Annotated in this window: 18 protein-coding genes; 14 read left to right on the top strand and 4 right to left on the bottom strand. The window is 52.1% G+C overall.

Annotated elements, in window-relative coordinates:
- Positions 1 to 4: 4 nt before the first annotated feature.
- The 4 genes from uvrA to HGA34_05245 all read right to left on the bottom strand — a co-directional run bounded on the left by uvrA (position 5) and on the right by HGA34_05245 (position 4549).
- Complete coding sequence (uvrA, locus tag HGA34_05260; GenBank protein ID NTW22915.1) at positions 5 to 3013, bottom strand: excinuclease ABC subunit UvrA; 3009 nt, start codon at positions 3011 to 3013, stop codon at positions 5 to 7.
- 155 nt (positions 3014 to 3168) lie between these two features.
- Entirely contained in the window at positions 3169 to 3579 is a 411-nt protein-coding gene (locus HGA34_05255; protein NTW22914.1) for a hypothetical protein, read from the bottom strand.
- The gene (locus tag HGA34_05250; protein ID NTW22913.1) at positions 3576 to 3863 is read right to left on the bottom strand and encodes a hypothetical protein; all 288 of its coding nucleotides are present in this window, start codon (positions 3861 to 3863) and stop codon (positions 3576 to 3578) included. The genes HGA34_05255 and HGA34_05250 overlap by 4 nt, the downstream gene beginning before the upstream one ends.
- A complete protein-coding gene (locus tag HGA34_05245) occupies positions 3860 to 4549 on the bottom strand; it encodes an HAD family phosphatase (GenBank protein NTW22912.1) in 690 nt (229 codons plus the stop codon). Before HGA34_05245 ends, HGA34_05250 begins: the two co-directional genes overlap by 4 nt.
- A 176-nt stretch (positions 4550 to 4725) precedes the next feature.
- Between HGA34_05245 and HGA34_05240 the strand changes: the two genes are divergently transcribed.
- The 14 genes from HGA34_05240 to HGA34_05175 all read left to right on the top strand — a co-directional run bounded on the left by HGA34_05240 (position 4726) and on the right by HGA34_05175 (position 20833).
- Positions 4726 to 5844, top strand: a complete 1119-nt coding sequence (locus HGA34_05240; protein NTW22911.1) for a DNA recombination protein RmuC — start codon at positions 4726 to 4728, stop codon at positions 5842 to 5844.
- A gap of 49 nt (positions 5845 to 5893) precedes the next feature.
- Positions 5894 to 6781: a hypothetical protein gene (locus HGA34_05235; protein ID NTW22910.1), complete on the top strand. Its 888-nt coding sequence runs from the start codon at positions 5894 to 5896 to the stop codon at positions 6779 to 6781.
- 11 nt (positions 6782 to 6792) lie between these two features.
- On the top strand, positions 6793 to 8163 hold the full coding sequence (locus tag HGA34_05230; GenBank protein ID NTW22909.1) for an O-antigen ligase family protein: 1371 nt from the start codon (positions 6793 to 6795) through the stop codon (positions 8161 to 8163).
- Positions 8164 to 8211: 48 nt separating this feature from the next.
- A complete protein-coding gene (locus HGA34_05225; protein NTW22908.1) occupies positions 8212 to 9519 on the top strand; it encodes an insulinase family protein in 1308 nt (435 codons plus the stop codon).
- 1 nt (position 9520) lies between these two features.
- The gene (locus HGA34_05220; GenBank protein ID NTW22907.1) at positions 9521 to 10144 is read left to right on the top strand and encodes a hypothetical protein; all 624 of its coding nucleotides are present in this window, start codon (positions 9521 to 9523) and stop codon (positions 10142 to 10144) included.
- Positions 10145 to 10157: 13 nt separating this feature from the next.
- Entirely contained in the window at positions 10158 to 10859 is a 702-nt protein-coding gene (gene pgeF, locus HGA34_05215) for a peptidoglycan editing factor PgeF (protein ID NTW22906.1), read from the top strand.
- 14 nt (positions 10860 to 10873) lie between these two features.
- Complete coding sequence (locus HGA34_05210) at positions 10874 to 13921, top strand: UvrD-helicase domain-containing protein (protein NTW22905.1); 3048 nt, start codon at positions 10874 to 10876, stop codon at positions 13919 to 13921.
- A gap of 92 nt (positions 13922 to 14013) precedes the next feature.
- Positions 14014 to 14784, top strand: a complete 771-nt coding sequence (locus HGA34_05205) for an HNH endonuclease (protein ID NTW22904.1) — start codon at positions 14014 to 14016, stop codon at positions 14782 to 14784.
- Positions 14785 to 14794: 10 nt separating this feature from the next.
- Positions 14795 to 16588, top strand: a complete 1794-nt coding sequence (locus HGA34_05200; GenBank protein NTW22903.1) for a hypothetical protein — start codon at positions 14795 to 14797, stop codon at positions 16586 to 16588.
- A 124-nt stretch (positions 16589 to 16712) separates the two neighbouring features.
- On the top strand, positions 16713 to 17438 hold the full coding sequence (locus HGA34_05195; protein NTW22902.1) for an alpha/beta hydrolase: 726 nt from the start codon (positions 16713 to 16715) through the stop codon (positions 17436 to 17438).
- Entirely contained in the window at positions 17435 to 18076 is a 642-nt protein-coding gene (locus HGA34_05190; GenBank protein NTW22901.1) for a class I SAM-dependent methyltransferase, read from the top strand. Before HGA34_05195 ends, HGA34_05190 begins: the two co-directional genes overlap by 4 nt.
- A 231-nt stretch (positions 18077 to 18307) precedes the next feature.
- Positions 18308 to 18478: a hypothetical protein gene (locus HGA34_05185; protein NTW22900.1), complete on the top strand. Its 171-nt coding sequence runs from the start codon at positions 18308 to 18310 to the stop codon at positions 18476 to 18478.
- 154 nt (positions 18479 to 18632) lie between these two features.
- Positions 18633 to 18980 (top strand): nucleotide pyrophosphohydrolase, encoded by a 348-nt coding sequence (locus HGA34_05180; GenBank protein NTW22899.1) that lies wholly within the window; start codon positions 18633 to 18635, stop codon positions 18978 to 18980.
- 152 nt (positions 18981 to 19132) lie between these two features.
- Complete coding sequence (locus tag HGA34_05175; GenBank protein NTW22898.1) at positions 19133 to 20833, top strand: DUF2075 domain-containing protein; 1701 nt, start codon at positions 19133 to 19135, stop codon at positions 20831 to 20833.
- The last annotated feature ends 4 nt before the right edge of the window (positions 20834 to 20837 follow it).

The raw sequence follows: 20837 nt of genomic DNA, 5'->3' as shown, positions 1-20837 counted from the left end.
ACAGCTAAGGTTTAAGCGGCTTACATGCGCACAAGCCCACCGAAGCTTGGACTGTCCCTGATTCTAGGGCCAGAGGTACGTTCTTATCTTCACTCGCAGCCTCTTCTTCACGGAAGAGGCGTTTTTGTTCATATGTAACAGCCCCGCTTCCGCGGGGCTTTTTCTTTTTGATGATCTTGGCTAGATATTGTCCGGTGAGGCTCTTTTTGACTTTCGCTACTTCTTTCGGTGTGCCTTGGGCCACGATCTCGCCGCCCTTGTCGCCGCCCTCGGGACCGAGGTCGATAATGTGGTCGACCGATTTGATGACGTCGAGGTTGTGCTCGATGATCAGGACGGTGTTGTTCTTGTCGACCAAGCGGTTCAAGACATGGAGCAGGCGCTTGATATCGTCGAAGTGCAGACCTGTTGTCGGCTCGTCCAGGATGTATAAGGTCTTGCCGGTAGCGCGGCGCGAAAGTTCCGAGGCCAGTTTGATGCGCTGGGCTTCGCCGCCAGACAAGGTGGTGGCCGATTGCCCGAGCTTGATATAGCCGAGACCGACATCACAGAGGGTCGAAAGCTTCTGATGGACAGCTGGGATATTTTTGAAGAACTTGGTCGCTTCTTCTACGGTCATGGCTAGGATATCGGCAATGTTCTTTTCCTTGTAGTGGACTTCGAGCGCTTCCTTGTTGTAGCGCTTGCCGTGGCAGACTTCGCATTCGACGTAGACGTCGGGCAGGAATTGCATCTCGATCTTGACCATACCGTCGCCTGAGCAGGCTTCACAGCGGCCGCCGACGACATTGAAGGAAAAGCGTCCGGCCTTGTAGCCGCGGATCTTGGCTTCGGGCATATTCGCGAACAGGTCGCGGATCGGAGTGAAGACGCCGGTATAAGTGGCCGGATTGGAACGCGGGGTGCGGCCGATCGGCGATTGGTCGATATGGATGACTTTGTCGATATGGGAAAGGCCTTCGATCAGCTTGTGTTTGCCAGGCATTTCTTTGGCCCGATAGAATTTCTGGTTCAGGGCAGTGGCCAGAATATCGATCATCAGGGTCGATTTGCCGGAGCCGGAGACGCCGGTGATGGCGACGAATTTGCCTAAAGGAATCTCGACATCGATATTTTTCAGATTGTTCTCTTCGGCTCCGAGGATTTTGATCGAATTGCCGCTGCCCGCGCGGTATTTAGCCGGAATGGCGATGGACTTCTTGCCCGAGAGGTATTCGCCGGTCAGGGATTTGGCTTTTTTAACCTGGTCAGGCGTGCCTTGGGCCACGATCTGTCCGCCGTGCTCGCCGGCACCAGGGCCGACATCGATCAGCCAGTCAGCGGCTAGCATGGTAGCTTCGTCGTGTTCGATGACGATGACCGAGTTACCGATATCGCGGAGCTCTTTCAGGGTCTCGATCAGCTTGTCGTTGTCGCGCTGGTGCAGGCCGATCGACGGCTCGTCGAGGACGTAGAGCACGCCGACTAGGGCCGACCCGATCTGGGTGGCCAGGCGAATGCGCTGGGCTTCGCCGCCGGAAAGGGTATTGGCCGAGCGGTCGAGGGTTAGGTAATCAAGCCCGACGTTGGAGAGGAACTCCAGGCGGGAACGTATTTCCTTGAAGATCAGTTTGGATATTTTCTTTTCGCGCTCGGTCAGGGTCGAACCGCCTTCAAGCTGGATGAAGAAGGCCTTGCAGGCGTCGATCGGCTTGGTGGTGACGTCTTGGATCGAGAGATCGGCGATGGTGACAGCCAGCATTTCCGGCTTCAGGCGTTTGCCGTGGCAGGTCGGGCAGATTAGGACGCGCATGAAGCTCTCGATTTCCTTGCGGATGTAGTCGGATTCGGTCTGTTGGTAGCGGCGTTCAAGATTAGGGATGACGCCTTCGAATTCGGTGGTCAGCTCGCCGGTGAAACGGGCGCTTTCATATTCGACCTGGTAGTTCTTGTCACCGGAGCCGTAGAGGACGATATCCAGCTGTTTCTTGGTCAGGTCCTTGATGGCAGTGTTGAGATCGAAGCCGTTTTTCTCGGCGACCGTGCCGAGAATCCGCATCAGCCAAGTCTGGCCCGGCGTATTGCCGTGCGACCATGGCTTGATGGCGCCTTGGGCGATGGTCAGGTTCTTGTTGAGGATCAGGACGGGATCGATCTCCAGCTTGGTGCCGAGACCGGTACAGTCAGGGCAAGCGCCGTGGGGGGAGTTGAAAGAGAAATTGCGCGGCTCGAGTTCGGGCAGGCTGATGCCGCAATCCGGACAAGCGAATTTGCGGGAATAGGTCACACGTTCCTGTCCGTCGGCGGTCATGACTTCGACGACATCGCTGCCTAGGTCCAGGGCTTTCTCGACGCTCTCGCTCAAACGGGAGAGGTCGGATTTATTGGTCGTAACGGTCAAGCGGTCGATGACGATGGCTAGGCTGTGTTTCTTCTGCTTGTCGACGGCCAGGTCTTCGGCCTCCTCAAGCGAATAGATGGTGTTGTCGAACAGGACACGGCTGTAGCCGGCTTTGGCGATGGCGATCAGCACGCTCTTATGTTCACCTTTCTTGTCTTTGATGATCGGAGCCAAGAGCACTACTTCTTTGGCAGTGCAGCCCTTGGTGACGCGATTGACGATCTCGTCGACGGTATATGGTTTGACCTTCTGGCCGCATTGCGGGCAATGAGGCACGCCGATGCGGGCGTAAAGCAGGCGCAGGTAATCGTAGATTTCGGTAACGGTGCCGACGGTCGAACGAGGATTATGCGAGGCGGTCTTCTGGTCGATGGAGATGGCAGGGGAGAGCCCTTCGATCGAATCGACGTCAGGCTTATCCATCAGGCCGATGAATTGCCGGGCGTAGGCTGAAAGCGACTCGACATAGCGGCGCTGGCCTTCGGCGTAGATGGTGTCGAACGCCAGGCTGGACTTGCCGGAGCCGGACAGGCCGGTAATCACGACGAATTTGTCACGCGGGATGGTGACATCGATATTCTTTAAATTGTGCACGCGGGCACCCTTGATGACGATGGCATTTTGTTGGGCCATGGAAGGAAATTTAAACCCGAGACTCGGTCTAAGGAGATTTATTTAAATCGCAACTTATTGTACTGGAAAAAAAGGGTTTTGGCAAGGGTATCGGCCGAATGAAAAAACCCGCCTGGTAAGAGACGGGTTTGGCTGATGTTAGCCGAACGTTTCGGTTATTCCAAAACGAGAGTGATGCCCATATCGACGAGGCCGGATTTGAGCCATTCTTGGTGTTCCGGTATGGTCAATAGGAAATTGTCCTGAGGGAAGGTGATGGCCGTCATGCAGCCATTGCAGACCATGACGCTGTAATTGGTGTGGTGTCCTCCGCCGACCGGTGCATATTCGATCAAGTGCGGAGCGGAGTAATTGTGTTCGTGTTCGCCCATGACGATGATTTCAGATTCTGGGCAAGGAACTGCCGCTTTGCGCTTCGGTCGGCAGTTCAGGGCGGGGAGAAGTAGGAATATGAAGGAGCAGTAGATCGCCATGACGACGATGACCCAGAAAAGGACATCGCTGCTTTTGGCGATCGGCCGGTTCAGCAGAGTGGCAAGCGAGTTGAGGGCGTCGTCAAAAGTCATGTGCCACCTCCTTGGCAGGTTTCTGTCGAAAGTCTCGAGCGGATGTCGCGGTAGCGCTGGAAGGCGCCCCACAGGGTAAAGAGCATGAAATAAATCTGGACAAAAACCATGCCTATGTTGTCTTTGGCGTAGCAATCGATGGAGCCGCCGATTTGGCCGCCGACCATCATGGCTGAGAACCAGAGGTAGTGCCGGTCGGACAGTTCGCCTTTGCGGTACTGCATCCAGGCCCAGCCGCCCATCATGACGGCCAGCAGGGGCCAGGTGATGTATTCGATTCTCATACTCCCTCCTTTGCGCAGCCAGCGAAAATCGCGGCAAGTTCAGCGAAGCTCTCGACGACCAGGTCGGCGCCGCAGTTATAAAGCCGAGGCGATGGATAGGAGGTGGTGATGCCGATAGTGCGGCAGCCAGCGCTTTTGGCGCTGGTAACGCCATTGTCAGAGTCTTCGATGACGATGCAATGGCTTGGCCGGACGCCCAATTTCAGGGCGGTCTTCAGGTAAGGCTCGGGGTGCGGCTTGCCGTTGGCCACCTCATCGCCGGTAAGGACTTCGTCGAAGTAGCGTTCGAGATCGAACCGGTCGAACACGAGCTCTTGGATGGCTCGGTTGCTCGAGGTGGTCAGTGCACACAGTCCGAAGAGCGATTGCGCTCCTTTGATGAAGCGGATAGCGCCTTCGATTTCCTGCAGGCCGGTTGCGGCTAGCTCGAGATAGAGCCTGGTTTTGCATTCGACGAACTGCTGGGGCGAAACGCCGCCCTTGGAATAGGTGTTCAGGATGTGGCAGGCGATATCGATCGCCGTCTTGCCTTTGAATCCGTCCCATTCGGAAAAGGGAATCTCGATGCCGAAATGCTGGCAAGCAGCCTTTTCGGCTTCCACGTGGATCGATTCGGAATCGACGATGACGCCGTCCATATCGAAGATGATTGCCTCCGCTCCTTGCAAAATGTTCTGTCCGTTCATTTGGCCTCCCTTGGCTATGGTTTTTTGCGTTTTTGGTTTTCAAACAGCACATCGCATATTAGCATCGCCGGGCTGAAAAATCAACAACCATAGCAAAAAAATAGGATATTCGGCCCTAGCGCCGAAGGTTGCAGATTGGCCCGAGGACTGATACACTGAAGCTATAAACAAACACTATGACCAATATTCTTATTATTTTTTTGCTAATATTACTGATTGCCGGCCTAGGGCTGGTTGTTTTTCTGCTTTTGCGCAAGAAAGAAGGTTCGCTCGAGTCGGAAAAGCTGATCATGATGATCGAGCAGCTGCGCCGGGAGAATCAGGAGCTTCGAGTCCAGCAGCGCGAAGAACAGAAAGAGATGCGCCAGATACTCGATCAGAAGCTCTCCGAGACCCATCAGGCCCATCAGGAACAGTACGGGCATACCACCAGAATTATCCAAGGAATCACCGGCCAATCGGCCAAGCTGATATCCGACGTCACGGAAAAACTGACCAAGCTCGACGAGACCAACAAGCAAGTGGTCAACTTTTCGGCTCAGCTGCAGAATCTGCAGGACATTTTGAAGAATCCGAAGCAACGCGGCGTCCTGGGCGAATATTTCCTTGAAGAGACCTTGAAAAATGTCTTGCCGCCCAACTCGTACCAGATGCAATACCCATTCAAGGACGGCACGATCGTCGATGCGGTCGTCTTCGTCAAGGACAAGGTCATTCCGGTCGACTCGAAATTTTCTTTGGAGAATTATGAACGCATCCTGACCGCGACTGACAGCGAAACCCGTGAGAAATTTGAGAAACTGTTCAAGCAGGATTTGAAAAACCGCATCGATGAGACCTCTAAATACGTCAAGCCATCCGAGAAGACGATGGACTTCGCCTTCATGTTCATTCCGTCGGAAGCGATCTATTATGATTTGCTGATCAACAAGGTCGGTGCGGCCCAGATCAACACTCGCGACTTGATCGATTACGCTTTCAAGGACAAACACGTCATCATCGTCTCGCCGACATCGTTCCTGGCCTACCTCCAGACGGTGCTGCAAGGCCTTCGCGCCATGCAGATCGAGGAGAGCGCCAAGGAAATCAAAGCCAATGTCGAGAAGCTGGGTAAGCACATCCTGTCCTACGATGATTTTTTGAAGAAGCTCGGCGGCAGCCTCTCTACCACGGTCAATCATTACAACAATGCTTATAAGGAGTTCAAGAAGATCGACAAGGACGTGATCAAGATCGCGGGCAGCGAATCGAAAATCGAGGCCCTGGCTTTGAATCGGCCTCAGCTTGAAGACTAAGACAATGACGGCAACCTCTGAGACAATACAGCAGACAAGGCAATCGGTAATGGCGACGATTGCTTTTTTTGACTTGTTCAATTATCCCTTGACCGCCCGTGAAGTCTGGCAGTCGGCCTTTGGCTTGGCTGCCGGATATGACGAGACACTGCAGGAGCTAGACGCCTTGGTGTCCGAGAAGCGGCTGGCGCAGGCGCAGGCGTTTTATTTCTTGCCCGGGCGCGAGGAGCTGGTAACTATCCGGCACGAGCGCTATAACATCACGTCCGAAAAGTTCAAGTATGCCCTGCGGGCCGCCCGGCTTTTCCGCTGGCTGCCCTGGATCAAGCTGATTACCGTGGGCAACCTGATCGGCGGCCACAACTTGCGCCGCGAAAGCGATATCGACCTCTTGATCGTGACAGCCAAGGGTCGGCTGTGGGCAAGTCGCTTGCTGGTGACCACGATTACCAAATTTCTCGGCTGGCGTCCGCAAGCGGGCAACAACCAAGATAAGATCTGCCTGAGTTTTTGGGCCAGCGAAGAAGGCTTGGACTTTTCAGGTTTCAGGCTGCCGGGCGGCGACCCCTATTTCCGCTATTGGCTGGCCGGGTTGTACCCGATTTACGATAACGATAGCGTCTACGATAAGTTGATTGCAGCCAATTCTTGGCTCGCTCAGGAACTGCCTCGATGGTCGCCCAAAGCGACGGTCCGTTGGCGCCGGGTGGGCGGTCGGATCGGTCTCTTGGCGGCCGCTGTCTTCGATCGGCTTTTCGGCTGGTCCGAAAAACTGGCCAGAAAGATCCAGCTCAGGCTGATGTCGCCGGAACTTAAGCGTTTGGCTAATCAGGACACCCGGGTGGTGGTCAACGACTGCGTGCTGAAGTTCCATGCCAATGACCGGCGGGAAGAGTACCGCAGAAGATTGGCAGAAAAATTGCAAGGAATTTCATAATTTCCATAAGTATGACTTTGAAAAAAATCATCGAATACGGCTCATACCTATTCTTATTCATATTGCCGTGGCAGACGCGCTGGATTTTTCATGCTGGGATTATCCAAGGCGGAACCTCAGAGTATCTTAATTACAGCTTGTATGGCAGCGATGTCATCGCCTTAGCCTTGCTGCTTTTGGCCGGCCTCTATTTCTGGCGTTTGCGCGGGTTTGGCCGTCGGGCTGACCGTGTCAAAGGCATCATTGCCGCTTGCGCCGGCGCTTATTTCGCTTTTTCGATCGCCCAAGCGCCTGATCGCGCCTTGGCCGAGTTCGTTGCCTTGCGTTTGGCCTTGGCTATCGCCATGGTGCGGTTGTCCTTGGTTTTTGCCGAGAAAACCAGAGCCGCTTTCTGGCTGGCCGCCGGGCTGGTGCTGCCGGCTTGGCTGGCCGTCTGGCAGTTCCTGACTCAGAGCACTTTTGCGAATAAATGGCTCGGGCTGACTCGGCATATCGCCGCCGAACCAGGCACCTCGGTAATTGAGCGGTATCCGCTCGGCCAGCTGCCGGAGCGCTGGCTCCGGGCCTATGGTAGCTTCGATCACCCGAACATTCTCGGAGGAGCTATGGCCGTCGGTTTGATTTTCGCTTTGTGGCTCTTGGCCGAGTGGTATTATAGTAAAGAAAAAGATAACTTGCGCCTGTTGCTTTATGTGATCATCGCCAGCTTGTCGGCCGGGCTGTTCGTCAGCTTCAGCCGCGGAGCTTGGCTCGGCCTCTTTTTGGGTACGGCCATCTCTTTGTTGATAACCGTCTGGCTCAAGCGCTGGCGGGAGCTGCGACCTTGGCTGGTCGGCGTAGCGGTCATCGCGGCCATCTTCGCCTTCTTCATGGTGCCATTTCGCGACCTGGCAACCAGCCGCTTCACCGCACAAGACCGGCTTGAGCTCAAATCGACGAGCGAACGGCTGGGCAGCTATAGGCAGGCGTCCGCTCTACTCAAGGGACATTGGTTGGCAGGAGTTGGTTTGGGCAACTATGTGCCAGCGCTTGAGCGAACTGAGCCGAGCCAACCGGCTTGGTACTACCAGCCGGTCCACAATACTTTTTTGTTGCTGTTGTCCGAATTCGGGTTGGTTGGCTTATTGATGATTATTCTTATCCTCGGAACCTTCGTCTTCAAGGATCAGTTGCCGCCATTCATTCAGCTCTCCAAGGAGCAGCTGAAGATCAGGAAGCTGATCGAAGACTACGGACGCTTCGATCTGTCAATCACCGCGGCGACGGTTTCGATCGGCACGATGATGCTGTTCGACCACTGGTGGTGGAGCCTGCATTTCGGCGTCTTCCTCTTCTGGGCTATCGTTTCCTTGGCCGCTTTGCCGAAGAAAACGGTTGAATAATCGTGTCGTTTAGGCTATAGTAAGGTGATAATAAAGCGAAAAAACCATATGCATACATTGAAAAAGAATCGGAACGACCTATCGTTCCTGACCGTGCCGATGCCGGGCGCTAAGACCGTGACGGTCCTGGTCCTGATCGGCACCGGCGCCAAATACGAAGATAAGCGCGAGAGCGGCGTCTCACATTTTTTGGAACATCTTTTCTTCAAGGGCACCAAGAAGTATCCGAACCCCATGGCGCTATCGAGCGCGATCGATGCCATCGGCGGCGAATCGAACGCTTTTACCAGCAAGGAATTCACCGGTTATTATATGAAAGTCGCGAGCGCCAAGGCCGAGACGGCTTTGGCTATGGTCGCGGAGATGCTCTTGAATTCCAAGTTCGATGCGGCCGAGATGGCCAAGGAGCGCGGCGTCATCATCGAGGAGATCAATATGTACGAGGATAATCCGATGATGAGCATCGAAGACGTGCTCGAGGAGTGCCTTTACGGCGACACCCCGGCCGGACGCGAGACTTCGGGCAGCAAGGAGACGGTTTCGGCCCTGACCCGCGAGGATATTGTCCGCTATTTCTCGGCCCAGTACCAGCCGCACAACACCATCGTCTGTCTGGCCGGCAATTTCAGCAAATCGTTCGCCGCGAAAGCCGAAAAAACCTTCGAAGCTTTCGCCTCCAAGCATCAAGAGAAGAATTTCAAAGAAAAAGCGGCCGTAGCCGTCAGCCAGAAGGCGCCGCAGCTCAAGATAAAGTTCAAACAGACCGACCAGGCCCACTTCTCGCTCGGCGTTCACGCCCTGCCGCACGGCCATCCGGATGAGACGATCCTGAAAGTCATGGCGGTAATCCTTGGCGGCTCGATGAGTTCGCGCCTGTTCAACGAGATACGCGAGAAGCGCGGTTTGGCCTACTATGTCCGCACCAGCGCCGAGAGCTACACCGATTGCGGCTATTTGACTACCCAGGGCGGCGTTCGCGTCGAGGCGATGAAAGAAGTGATTAAAGTGACTCTGGCCGAATACGCCAAGATGGCGAAGACCCCGGTCCCGGCCAAGGAACTGGCTCGCGTCAAGGATTTGATCAAGGGCCGCATACCGTTGGCTTTGGAGTCGTCCGATGACCTGGGCGAGTGGTATGCCCGCCAAGCGGTGATGAAGCTGACCCAGGAGCGCACGGGGCAAGTCTCGCGTGCCAAGCTTTATTCTCCTGAAGAATTTTTCAAGAAGATCGACGCGGTGACCGCCGCCGATATCAAGCGCGTGGCCAAGAGCGTCTTCGTGGCCGACAAGCTGAATTTGGCCATCATCGGCCCCTACAAGAACGAGGCCGAGTTCAAGAAATTATTGAAGTTCTGATATGTCATTGGAGGCAACACACATAAGATTTGCCCTGGATGTTATCGGCAAGTACGAAATCAAGGACATGGCCCAGTATCTGAGCGGCGCCGTCTACCCCGACAGCCGCTATGTTGCCAAAATCGAACGCGAGCTGACCCATAATCCAAGCGTTTTGGAGGCGTCGTTCGCTGACACCGATTTCAAGAAGGGCTGGCAGAGCCATTTCCTGTGCGACGTGATATATGACAAGGTTAAACGGACCGTTCTACCAGAACTGACCTTTCTTGACTCTGGTGGCCGTGATGACTGGATCCTCTCCACGGCGCTCAAATTGGTCCAGGATATCGACGACATGCCGCGTTTCAATCTGCAGGGCTGCCTGCCGGCCTTGGATTTCGCCGCCAACCCTAACGGCGAGGACTTGGCCAAGATCATGCGATACAATCAGGCGGTCAGGGAATTATATCTGGATAAGCGGGCATGCAAGATAGATGATTATCGCAAGGTTTTCGATGTTTTCGGCATCGGCCGGGAATCCATCGCAAAAATAATCGAGCAGGCCAAAGCCTTGAACGATGACCAGGAGATCTTGGCCCGGATCAGATCAATCTATAGCCTGATGGTGGCCGAGGCGCTGGCATAAGCTTGAATCAGCCATGAAATTAGAAGAGTCGCAAAATATCGTCTGGGGCATCTCTGGGAAAGGGGATGGCCGGATGAAAATGTTGGAAACCAGCGATGAAGAGGCCAGGGAGAACCGCGGCCGTTTTTTCGGCCAGCTCGGCCTAGCTCCGGAAAATATCGTCTCGGCCGGATTGGTGCATTCGAACAGGGTGGCCGCGATCAAGGACGCCCTGGTTCCGGTGATTGCCGAAACCGACGCCCTGGTTACTGACCGGAAAGGCTTGGTCCTGTCCCTGACCGTGGCCGACTGCGCCCCGCTCTATTTTTATGACCCGAAGCGCCAAGCCGTGGGCTTGGCCCATGCCGGCTGGAAAGGCGTCGTCGGCAATATCGGCGGGGAAACTGTCGCCAGACTGCGATCCGAGTTCGGCTCGCAGTCGGCGGATATCATGGTCCTGGTCGGTCCGCACATCCGCAAATGCCATTTCGAAGTCCAGGAGGACGTGGCTAGCCAGTTTGCCGATTTTGGTGATAGTATGGAATCGAGGGACGACAAGACCTATATCGACCTGTCGGCCGTCATTTTGAAGCAGTTAGCAGCCGCCGGGGTCAGGGAGGAAAACATCAGCCTCAGCCCGGAGTGCACCTTTTGCGAAGATAATAAATATTTCTCATACCGCCGGGACAAGCCGGCCAGGCTGGAAGCCATGGCCGCCTACATCGGCCTCAAATAAAGATGTCTAATCTGATGGAACAATTGAATCCGGAGCAGCTCAAGGCCGTCCTGCATAAGGAGGGGCCGCTTTTGATCGTAGCTGGCGCCGGGACGGGCAAGACCCACCTTCTAACCCAGAAGATCGGCTACATCATCGAGCAGGGCTGGGCCAAATCGGACCAGATCCTGGCCCTGACCTTCACCGAGAAGGCGGCCGGCGAGATGGAAGAGCGGGTCGACAAGCTTCTGCCCATGGGCTATCTGGATTTGTGGATCAATACCTTCCACGGCTTCGCCGAACGGATCATCAAGCAGCATGGGCTCGAGATCGGCTTGCCGACAGACTTCAAGCTGTTGAACGAATTCGAGCAATGGATCCTGATTAACAAGAACCTGCCACGTTTGAATCTCAAATACTATCGTCCGGCTGGCAATCCGACCAAGTTCATCCAAGCGCTGGTCAGGCATTTTTCCCGTTTGAAGGACGAGGAGATCGCCCCAGCCGATTATCTGGCCTACGTCGAGGAACTGGAACAGAATTTCGACAAGAAGCTCGGCGGCAAAGCTCCGGCTAAGGCCAAGAAGAGTAAAAGCAAGACCGGCAAGCTTGATGGCGCACTCAAGCGATTCTACGAAGATCTGGACCTCGAAGAGGTCTCGCCCGAAATCATTGAACAGGAAGTGGCGCGCCTCTCCGAAGTGGCAAACGCCTATCATACATACCAGCAGCTGCTTTTGGAAAACGGCTGCCTGGACTTCGGCGACCTCATCAATTACTGCCTGAAGCTGTTCAAAGAGCGGCCGCTCTTGCTCGAGCAATATCGTCAGCAGTTCAAATATATCCTGGTCGATGAGTTTCAGGACACCAACTGGGCCCAGTACGAGCTGGTAAAACTTTTGGCCGCTCCCAAGAACAACCTGATTGTGGTCGGCGATGACGATCAGTCGATTTACGCCTTTCGCGGCGCCTCGATGAGCAACATTCTCCAGTTCCGCAGCGACTACCCCAAGGCCGAACAGGTGGTGCTGACCGAGAACTATCGCAGCCGCCAGAACATCCTCGACCTGGCCTACGAATTCATCAAATTGAACAACCCCAACCGCCTCGAGTGCCAGCTGAACGACGGCAAAGACAAATCGCAGTGCATCCTCTCGAAGCAGCTCAAGGCTTCGAATGATGGAGCGGGCCGGATCGAGGTCATCCGTGGCTCTGATCTGAACAATGAGATCCAGCAGGTTTTGCAGAAGATCGTCGACATCAAGGCCGACGACGAGACGCTCGGCTGGAACGACTTCGCCGTCCTGGTCCGTGCCAACGACACGGCCAAGGAATTCTGCGCCGCCCTGGACAAGCAGGAGATCCCCTATCTTTTCATGGCTTCACGAGGACTCTATACCAAGCCGGTCATCCTCGATATCATTTCCTATCTCAAGCTTCTCGACGATTACCACGAGAGCCGGGCGCTCTATCGCATCCTCAACTTGCCAATGTTCGGTTTCAGCCACAAGGAAATCGTGGACCTGAATTTCCACGCCTACAAGAAGAGCTGGTCGCTTTTCGAAACGATGCGCCAGTCCGGCCAGCTCCATTTGGGCGCCGAGACCGACAAGAAAATCTACAAAGTCCTGACATTGCTCTCGAGTCACGTGCAGATGGTGCGCGACAAGGGGGCGACCGAGATCATCATCGCCTTCCTGACCGATTCGGGCTATTTGGCCCATTTGAGCAAGTTGCCCGAGCAGCAGGCCCGCGAGCAGCTGGGCTACTTGAACCAGTTCGCCAAGCGGGTCCAGGCCTTCGAGGCTAACTCGGACGACCGCAGCGTCAAATCGTTCCTGGAAGAATTCAATATGGAACTCGAGGCCGGCGAGTCCGGCTCGATCACCCCAGACCTCGAGTACGGTCCGGAGACGGTCAAAGTCATGACCGTCCACGGCTCCAAGGGGCTTGAGTTCAAGCACGTCTTCATCGTCGGCATGGTGGACAAGCGCTTTCCGGCCATCGAACGCCGCGAGGCCATTGCCGTGCCGAGCGCTCTGGTCAAGGAAATCGTGCCCGAGGGCGACACCCACCTCGAGGAGGAGCGCCGCCTGTTTTACGTGGCCATCACCCGCGCCCGTGACGGCGTCTATTTTTCCTGGGCGCCGGATTACGGCGGACTGCGCAAAAAGAAGCCATCCCGTTTCCTGCCGGAAGCCGGTCTTTTGGATCTGAAAGAGATGCCCAATGATGACATCGTCGAGGTCAAAAAAGAAAAAGTCCCGGCAGCTGAGGGCGCCAAGCCGGCGGCCTACCGTTCGCCTAACTATTTTTCCTACACCCAGCTGGCCGCTTTCCAGAACTGCCCGTATCAATATTATTTCGCCCACATTCTGCGCATCCCCATGCGTGGCAAGGGCGTCTTCTCCTTTGGCTCGACCATGCACAACACCTTGCAGAAGCTCTTCGAGTTGGTGCGCGAGCGCCGGGGCTTGGGCCAGGGCGACCTGTTCGGCGCCGCCAAGGTCGAGGAGAATCCGACCATCACCTGGGACGAGGTCAACGAACTCTATCGCGAAAGCTGGATTGATGATTGGTATGCTTCGAAGATGCAGAAAGAAGAATATCGCGCCAAAGGCGAGACGATCCTCAAGGAGTTCTATGAACAGAACAAAAATGATTGGCCAGATAACCGCTATACCGAGACCGGCTTCAACTTGAAGGTCAAAGCTAACGGCGTGACCTGCACCGTCCGGGGCAAGATCGATCGCGTCGACAACATCGGCGGCAAGCTGAAAATCATCGACTACAAAACCGGTAACCCCAAGGACAAGCTGACCTTCGAAGAAAAGGAGCAGCTCCTAATCTATCAATTGGCGGCAGTCGAACTTTTCCGCGACGAGGTCTCATCCCTAGCCTTCCACTATTTGGACAACAACACCGAGCAGGAATTCTTGGGCACGCCCGAGGAGTTGGAAAAGATCCAGACCAAGATCGTCGACACCATCGTCGACATCCAAAAAGGCCAGTTCCCGCCATGCCCGAGCCCGCTCTGCAAATATTGCGACTTCTACCAGATCTGCGAATTTCGGCAGGGCTAAAGCCAAATAATTAACCCATATCTCAAAAAAGCGTTATTTAGACGCTTTTTTGTTTTGATGGTAATATTATCAATATCAATGATAAAGAAAATATGGTCCCAATAGCGCTGATTGCCAGTCTTGAAGAGCTAGAAAATAATATCGCATATTTCGACAAGCTTGCTGGCGGCCAAGACGGCAAAGCAGCCCGGGAGCTGATCCAGCGCGGCTTGTGTTTTGTAGTCAAAAAAATAGGCAGCAAATTCTTTTTTTATCCAAGCCGTTTCATCGGTTACCGAAACAATACGTTAGCTTTGCACGCTCAGAACGAAGACAAGGATGGGCGCGTGACCAATCTGGCCATTCGTAAGATATTCAAAAAGGACCCATTGCAGTCAAAAAGCCTGGAAGAAGCCTATGGCGATTATTTGGGTGGGCACGGCGCTCTTCCTGGCAAGCAGAAGCGGAAGTATTGGCTGTTGAATAGCGAAGTTGACAGCGTTGAAAAGCAGGAAGGGAAACAGATGCTCGCCAGTGATGACGATTCGGAATTTCCTGAAGGCAAGCCGCTGGAACTGCTGCACTTGCGCCGGGAACGGAACGCTAAATTGATTGAAAAAACCAAACAGGAATTCAAGGCAAGGCACAAGAAGCTGTTTTGCCAAGCTTGCGGCTTCGATTTCGAAAGCAAGTATGGTGATATCGGCAGGGATTATATCGAAGCGCACCACACCTTGCCGGTAAGTGTCATGGAAGAGGGGCACGTTTCCAGGACGAAAGACATGGCCCTCGTCTGCTCCAACTGCCACCGCATCCTGCACCGCCGCCGTCCCTGGCTTGGAATGGATGAGTTGGCAAGGATTATTGAAAAAAATGACAAATAGCCGCGCATATATGAAAAAACTCGAACAATCGAATATGCAGCCCGAGGGAATCAATATCGATGACTATGACGGCACGGTTGCCGTGGGGGAGGCTGAAGAAATATCCCGGCGCCACGAAGAGCCGGAACGGCCTAGCTCCGAGAAGCTGCAGAAAAAAGTCCAGAAGTTCTTGGATGCCCATGAAAAGGCCTTGATCGGCGGTTTTGGGAAGAAGGGTTTTACCAAGAAGGCGCTGGCTCCTTTAAAAAAGTTTATCCAACCGTTTAAAAACAATGAAGATTTAGTTACGACTTACTTGGGTGATTCGGGTGCTGCTCCGCTCATGCTTGAAGCTTTGCGCCAAGCCTATGTCTTTGAACTCGACACCAAAAAGGCACGTGAGGACAACAAATGGACTTACGGTTTGATTCTCGAGGATGTCCGTTTCGCCTTGCCTGAGCTGGAGAAGCAGCTTCGGCAGAATGACCCGGGCGACGTTAAGCGAAATGACTATGAGAATAAGGAATTGACCGATAGGTTGCGTTTCCGTGCTAATGCCATGTTCGTCGCCAGCGAATCGCTTGACCACGTCGAGGAATCAGACCGTTTGGCCGTGAATCAGTGGTTCAAGAAAAACTTCGACCTACTCAAGAGTGCTGCGCGGCCGTATAAACCGGCAAAGGACACCACCGATTGTATTACCGAATATACTTTGACGAACATCATTTCCCGTTCGAATGACAAGGAGCTCGTTGCCGCCTGTCTGGAATTGGCGGCGGACGAGGAGCGTGGCTCTTTTGGTGATCCCTCCGATCTGAAAGAGCTGTTGTATGACGCGCAACATCAGGTATATGCCGAGAATCGGAAGATGGTTGCCACCTTCTTGGCCGAGCGAGCCGGGCTGGATCGTGAAACGGCAGAAAAAATGGCAGAGAAATGGCAAAAGGCCAAGAAGTCGCTCGGCAAAGATGAGGACGGCTTGGACCAGTACCGTGAAAGCCATCTCGAGAACATCGATGCCGTTACCCAGCTCGAAAGCAAGCAGCCTGGAGCGGCCAAAGAGATCTTTGAGAAGTTCGGCATCGCCAACTTCGCCCGCTACCCGCTTTATGCCCTGTTGGAACAGCTCAAAAAGGCTGACCAGGACCTGCCATACGGCGTGGTCGCCCTGCCCGAGGCTGACCACAACGGCGCTTTTCTGCAGAAACGCTACCTGCTGGAAAAGTTGCGGGGTGATCTGATGAGCGGCGGCCAAGAGACGCGCTTCATCGAAGCCGCCTCCCAGTATGAGCTGGCACGCCGCCTGTCGCGGATGCATCAGCAGTACTCCGGCGCCGGCAATAAGATGGATTATCTGGTTATCGGCGGGCACGGCCAGCCGGAATCGATCCAGCTCGGCGAAAAAAAGCAGACTCCGCCACCGATCCAGACCCCGGAACTCTCACCCCAAGAGTATCAAGAAATATTGGAAGCCTGGAATAATCGACATGGCCAAGAGCAGCGAATGAGGAAAGACGTGCTCATAGACGACCTAAAGGACGGCGGAGGCAAGGGCATTCGGCGCGCGGCCGGCAAGTGGTTCGACGAGAACGCCCAGATCGTCTTCGTTTCCTGCAGCACCGGGGCCGAAGGCGGCTTTGCCCAGACAGTCACCAACGAGCTCGGCTTCTCTACTATCGCGCCGAACATCCCGGCCTACGTCAAGGAAATCAAAGTGACATTCAACGACCAGGGCAAACCGATTTTTGATGTCGACTTCGGCGCTGCCGACGGCGAGCAGCCCGAGGCCAAGAGGTATATGCCCGATGGGAAAGTGATCAAATAGCATCTGCGAATTCAGGCGATGGTCAGATTATAGTTGATGTAGCCACTCAACAAAAAGGTGTCATAATTAGGTTAACAAAATGGGAAAGTTAATAATAAAGAATAAAAAAAGTCAAAATATTGCTGTGATTTTGGAGGAACAGCCTGACGCCGTCGGACTTGTTTTCATCATGCACGGCCTCGGCGGACACATGCGCCAGCCGCACATCGAGACTTTCGCCAACGCTTACCGCGAGAAGGGCTTTACGGTGGTGCGATTCGACACCACGAATACTTTTGGCGAAAGCGATGGCAGTTACGAGGATGCGACCATCACTAACTATTACGAAGACTTGGAGGACGTGATCGGCTGGGCCGCCACGCAGCCGTGGTATCAAGAGCCGTTCTGGCTCGAAGGCCACAGCTTGGGCGGGATCTGCACGGCCCTGTTCGCTGAGAGGCACCCGGAAAAGATCAAGGCGCTGGCGCCGATCTCGACCGTGGTGTCGAACAGGTTCATCGCCGACGTCTATACCGAGGACGAGGTGAAATCCTGGAAAGAGACGGGCTATCTCATCAAGCCGAGCGTTTCGCAGCCGGGGGTGACCAAGAAATTGAAGTGGGCGTTCTATGAAGACCGGCTCAAATACGATTTGTTGGCCCAGGCTGACAGATTGACGATGCCAGTACTTTTGATGGTCGGTGAAAATGACACCCGCACGCCATTGCCGCACCAGCAGGCGCTGTTCGACGCCCTGCCCGCAAAGAAAGAATTGCACATCATCAAGGGAGCGGAGCACACCTTTATCAAACCAGAGCATCTGGAGGAGATAAGGAAAATAACTTCGGCTTGGATAGAAAAATATTTATGAAAGATTTTTGGCAGAAAAAACATCAGAAGTATTCTACTGAGGAGTGGATCAATAAACCTACGGTGTTTGCGCAGTTCTCGATAAGCTATTTTCCCGGGGCAGGCAGCCTCTTAGATTTAGGCGCCGGCCAAGGGCAGGATTCTAGATATTTTGCGCAGCATGGCTTTGATGTAACTTCGTCAGATTACAGCGACGTTGCTCTGGAAATGTCGAGACGCAAGGCGGAAAAAGAAGGACTGCATATTAAATTTATGGAACTGGATATTGCCGACAAGCTGCCGCTTGAAGACGGCACCTTCGACGTCGTTTATTCCCATTTGGCTCTGCATTATTTTACCGACGAAAAGACCAGGGAAATATTCCGGGAGATAAAAAGAATATTGAAGCCCGGCGGTGTGTTGGCCTGCATGTTCAATACGGTCGAGGACCCAGAAACGTCGGATGAGAATTTTAAAAGAGTAGAAAAAGATTACTATCTATCGCCGGACGGAGTGTTGAAGAGATATTTTTCCGTCGATTATATCGAGAGCGTAACCAAGGACCTGTTCGAACCGCTTGTCATGGATAACAAGGGCGGCGGGTACAAGGAAAAAATCAATAGCTTAATCCGGTTTATCGGAAGAGTGAAAAAGAGTTAATGCGCTTTCGTTTGACGTCCAAGTTATTGTTTGTTATCATACGCATATGACAAGATATTCATACGAAAAATCAGCAATGTGTTGCGCTTGCGCCGCTTCCGCGCGTGAGCTGCTTTTCGTATCGTTGACTTAGGTTTCGAACCATAACTCAACGTCTGCAAATCGGCCCCGCGGCCGGTTTTTTTGTCGTCTGAAACGTTCTTTAACCAACACAAGGAAAGGAGAATTACCATGTGCGATTGCCGAGTCATCATCTGCCGCAAAAGAAGCAAGGAACTGGCCGACCCGAACGAGAAGAGGGTCGAAAGCGAGCGTTGCGCCGCCTGCCCCTCCGGCACCAAGTCCGGAGAACGGCATTGCTCCAATCCCAACCCCTGCGCCCAGTGCAGGACCAAAACCTGAATCCGCCAAGGATTCGCTAGGCGAGCCGCCAACGGCTCGCCTTTTTATCATGAATTACGAGTTGGTAATTTTACTAATGTTTAACAAAATGAGCACAGAAACAGGTTGCTTAATTGATAATTACGGCGTAAGATTATGGTAATAAATAAAATATATGTCAGAACTCACTAGGTTAACTGAAAAAATAATAAAATTTAGAAATGACCGTGAATGGGGCCAGTTTCACAACCCGAAAGATTTGGCAATTTCGCTTTCACTTGAAGCATCTGAAGTTCTTGAACATTTTCAGTGGAAGAATGAAATCGAGGCATTAGAGTATATAAAAAAAAATAAAGAAGAAATTGGTGATGAGCTAGGTGACGTATTGAATTATATACTTATTATGGCAAATGATTTTGGGATTGACTTAATTAAGGCAGCAGATAAAAAAATTGATAAGAACATGGTTAAATACCCTGTAGAAAAAGCAAGAGGTGTAGCGACTAAATATAACAAACTATAATTATGATTTTGTATCAAGGAACGGCAAGGGAATTTGTTGAAATAATTGAGACAAATCAAATAATTCCTATTCTCGAAAAAGTTTTTAAAGAAAAACTTGGAAGAGCAATACCCAAAGCTGAAGTTGGTGCATATACAAATTCACTCCCGTATATGGGGCGTGTTGTGCGTAGGTCTGGGATATCTGATGATTGTGGCATTCTTGTTGAATATGTAATTCCACTAACATCAAGCAGAATTGATTTTATAGTTTCTGGTGAGGACGAATTAGGAAATAAAAATTTTGTTATTGTTGAGCTTAAGCAATGGCAAACGGCCCAAGCAACCACAAGTAGCGGTGTTGTTAAAACTTTTTTGGGTGGCAGAGTGAGGGAAACAACCCACCCTAGCTATCAAGCATATTCGTATAAGGTTTTCCTTTCTGATTTTAATGAAAAAATATCTGACGGCAGTATTGGTGCTTATGCATGTGCTTGTTTGCATAACTATGCCAAAACCGCTCCGGAACCGTTAATGGATAGCAGATATGATGATTTTATAAATGAGGCTCCGATATATTTCAGAGACGATCAAGAAAAACTAGAAAAATTTTTATCAAAATATGTTAATAAGGGAAGAGGGGCGGATATTTTATATCAAATTGAGTCAGGCAAGGTTAAGCCGACAAAAAAATTAATAGAACACGTTTCTGCGTTGTTTGAAGGCAATAATCATTTTACTCTTTTAGATGAACAAAAAGTTGCGTATGAAAAAGCTCTGAGTGTGGCAAATAGTAGTTTAAAAAAAACCGTAGTAATAATTAAAGGTGGTCCAGGCACGGGAAAATCTGTGATTTCTGTAAATCTTTTAGGGCAACTTTTAAAAAATGGCCTAAACACAGCATTCGTCGCGCCAAATTCATCATTTCGCGATGTACTAAAAAAACGGTTAGCCCAGGAACACTCGGCAGTAAGAATAAATAATATTTTTAAAGGGTCTGCAGGGTTTGTGGAGGCTGAACCGAATGAATTTGATGTTTTAGTTGTAGATGAGGCTCATAGACTCAAAAAAAGGGGAGCATATATGTATAAGGGCACCAATCAAGTTGAGGATATAATCAGGGCAAGTAAAATATCAATTTTTTTTATTGATGACGACCAAGCTATCCGTGCCGAGGATATTGGCTCGGTTAGTGAAGTTACTAGACTGGCAACAAGTTACGGTGCTGAAATTGTTGAAATTGAGCTTGTTGCTCAGTTTCGTTGTTCAGGCGCGGAGGGCTATATTAATTGGATAAACAATGTTTTACACATTAAGGAAACTGCAAATTTTGATGGCTGGGACAATGGTAATTATGAATTTAAGATATTTGATGATCCAAATGAATTGCGTAAAGCAATTCTGTCTAGACACGAAGAGGGGTTTGCGGCGCGAGTGCTTGCTGGGTACGCATGGAAATGGACGAGCGCAGATGACGGTAACCCCAACGGTGAGGTTGGTGACGTAGAAATTCCGGATTTTGATTTTTGCATGCCGTGGAATTCTCGTAAAGTAGGAACAACATGGGCAATTGACTCGAGTGGAATTAATCAGGCTGGGTGCATTCACACCTCACAAGGATTAGAGTTTGATTATGTTGGTGTGATTGTTGGGGCAGACATATCGTTTGATTATGAAACGTTGACATATAGCACGTGTGTAAAGGAGTATAAGGATACACAGGGAAAGCGCAACCTAAAAAATGAACCAGAAGAATTGAATAGATTGGTGCGTAATATATACAAAATACTGATGACACGAGGAATGAAAGGCTGCTACGTGTATTTTGTGGACAAAAATGTTGAAAAATATTTTAAAAGTAGATTAGTTAATTAATGTT

The organism is Candidatus Falkowbacteria bacterium, assembly GCA_013336275.1.
Classification (GTDB): domain Bacteria; phylum Patescibacteriota; class Patescibacteriia; order Patescibacteriales; family GWE2-39-37; genus JAAXUA01.
This window is presented reverse-complemented; position numbering and strand designations above follow the sequence as displayed.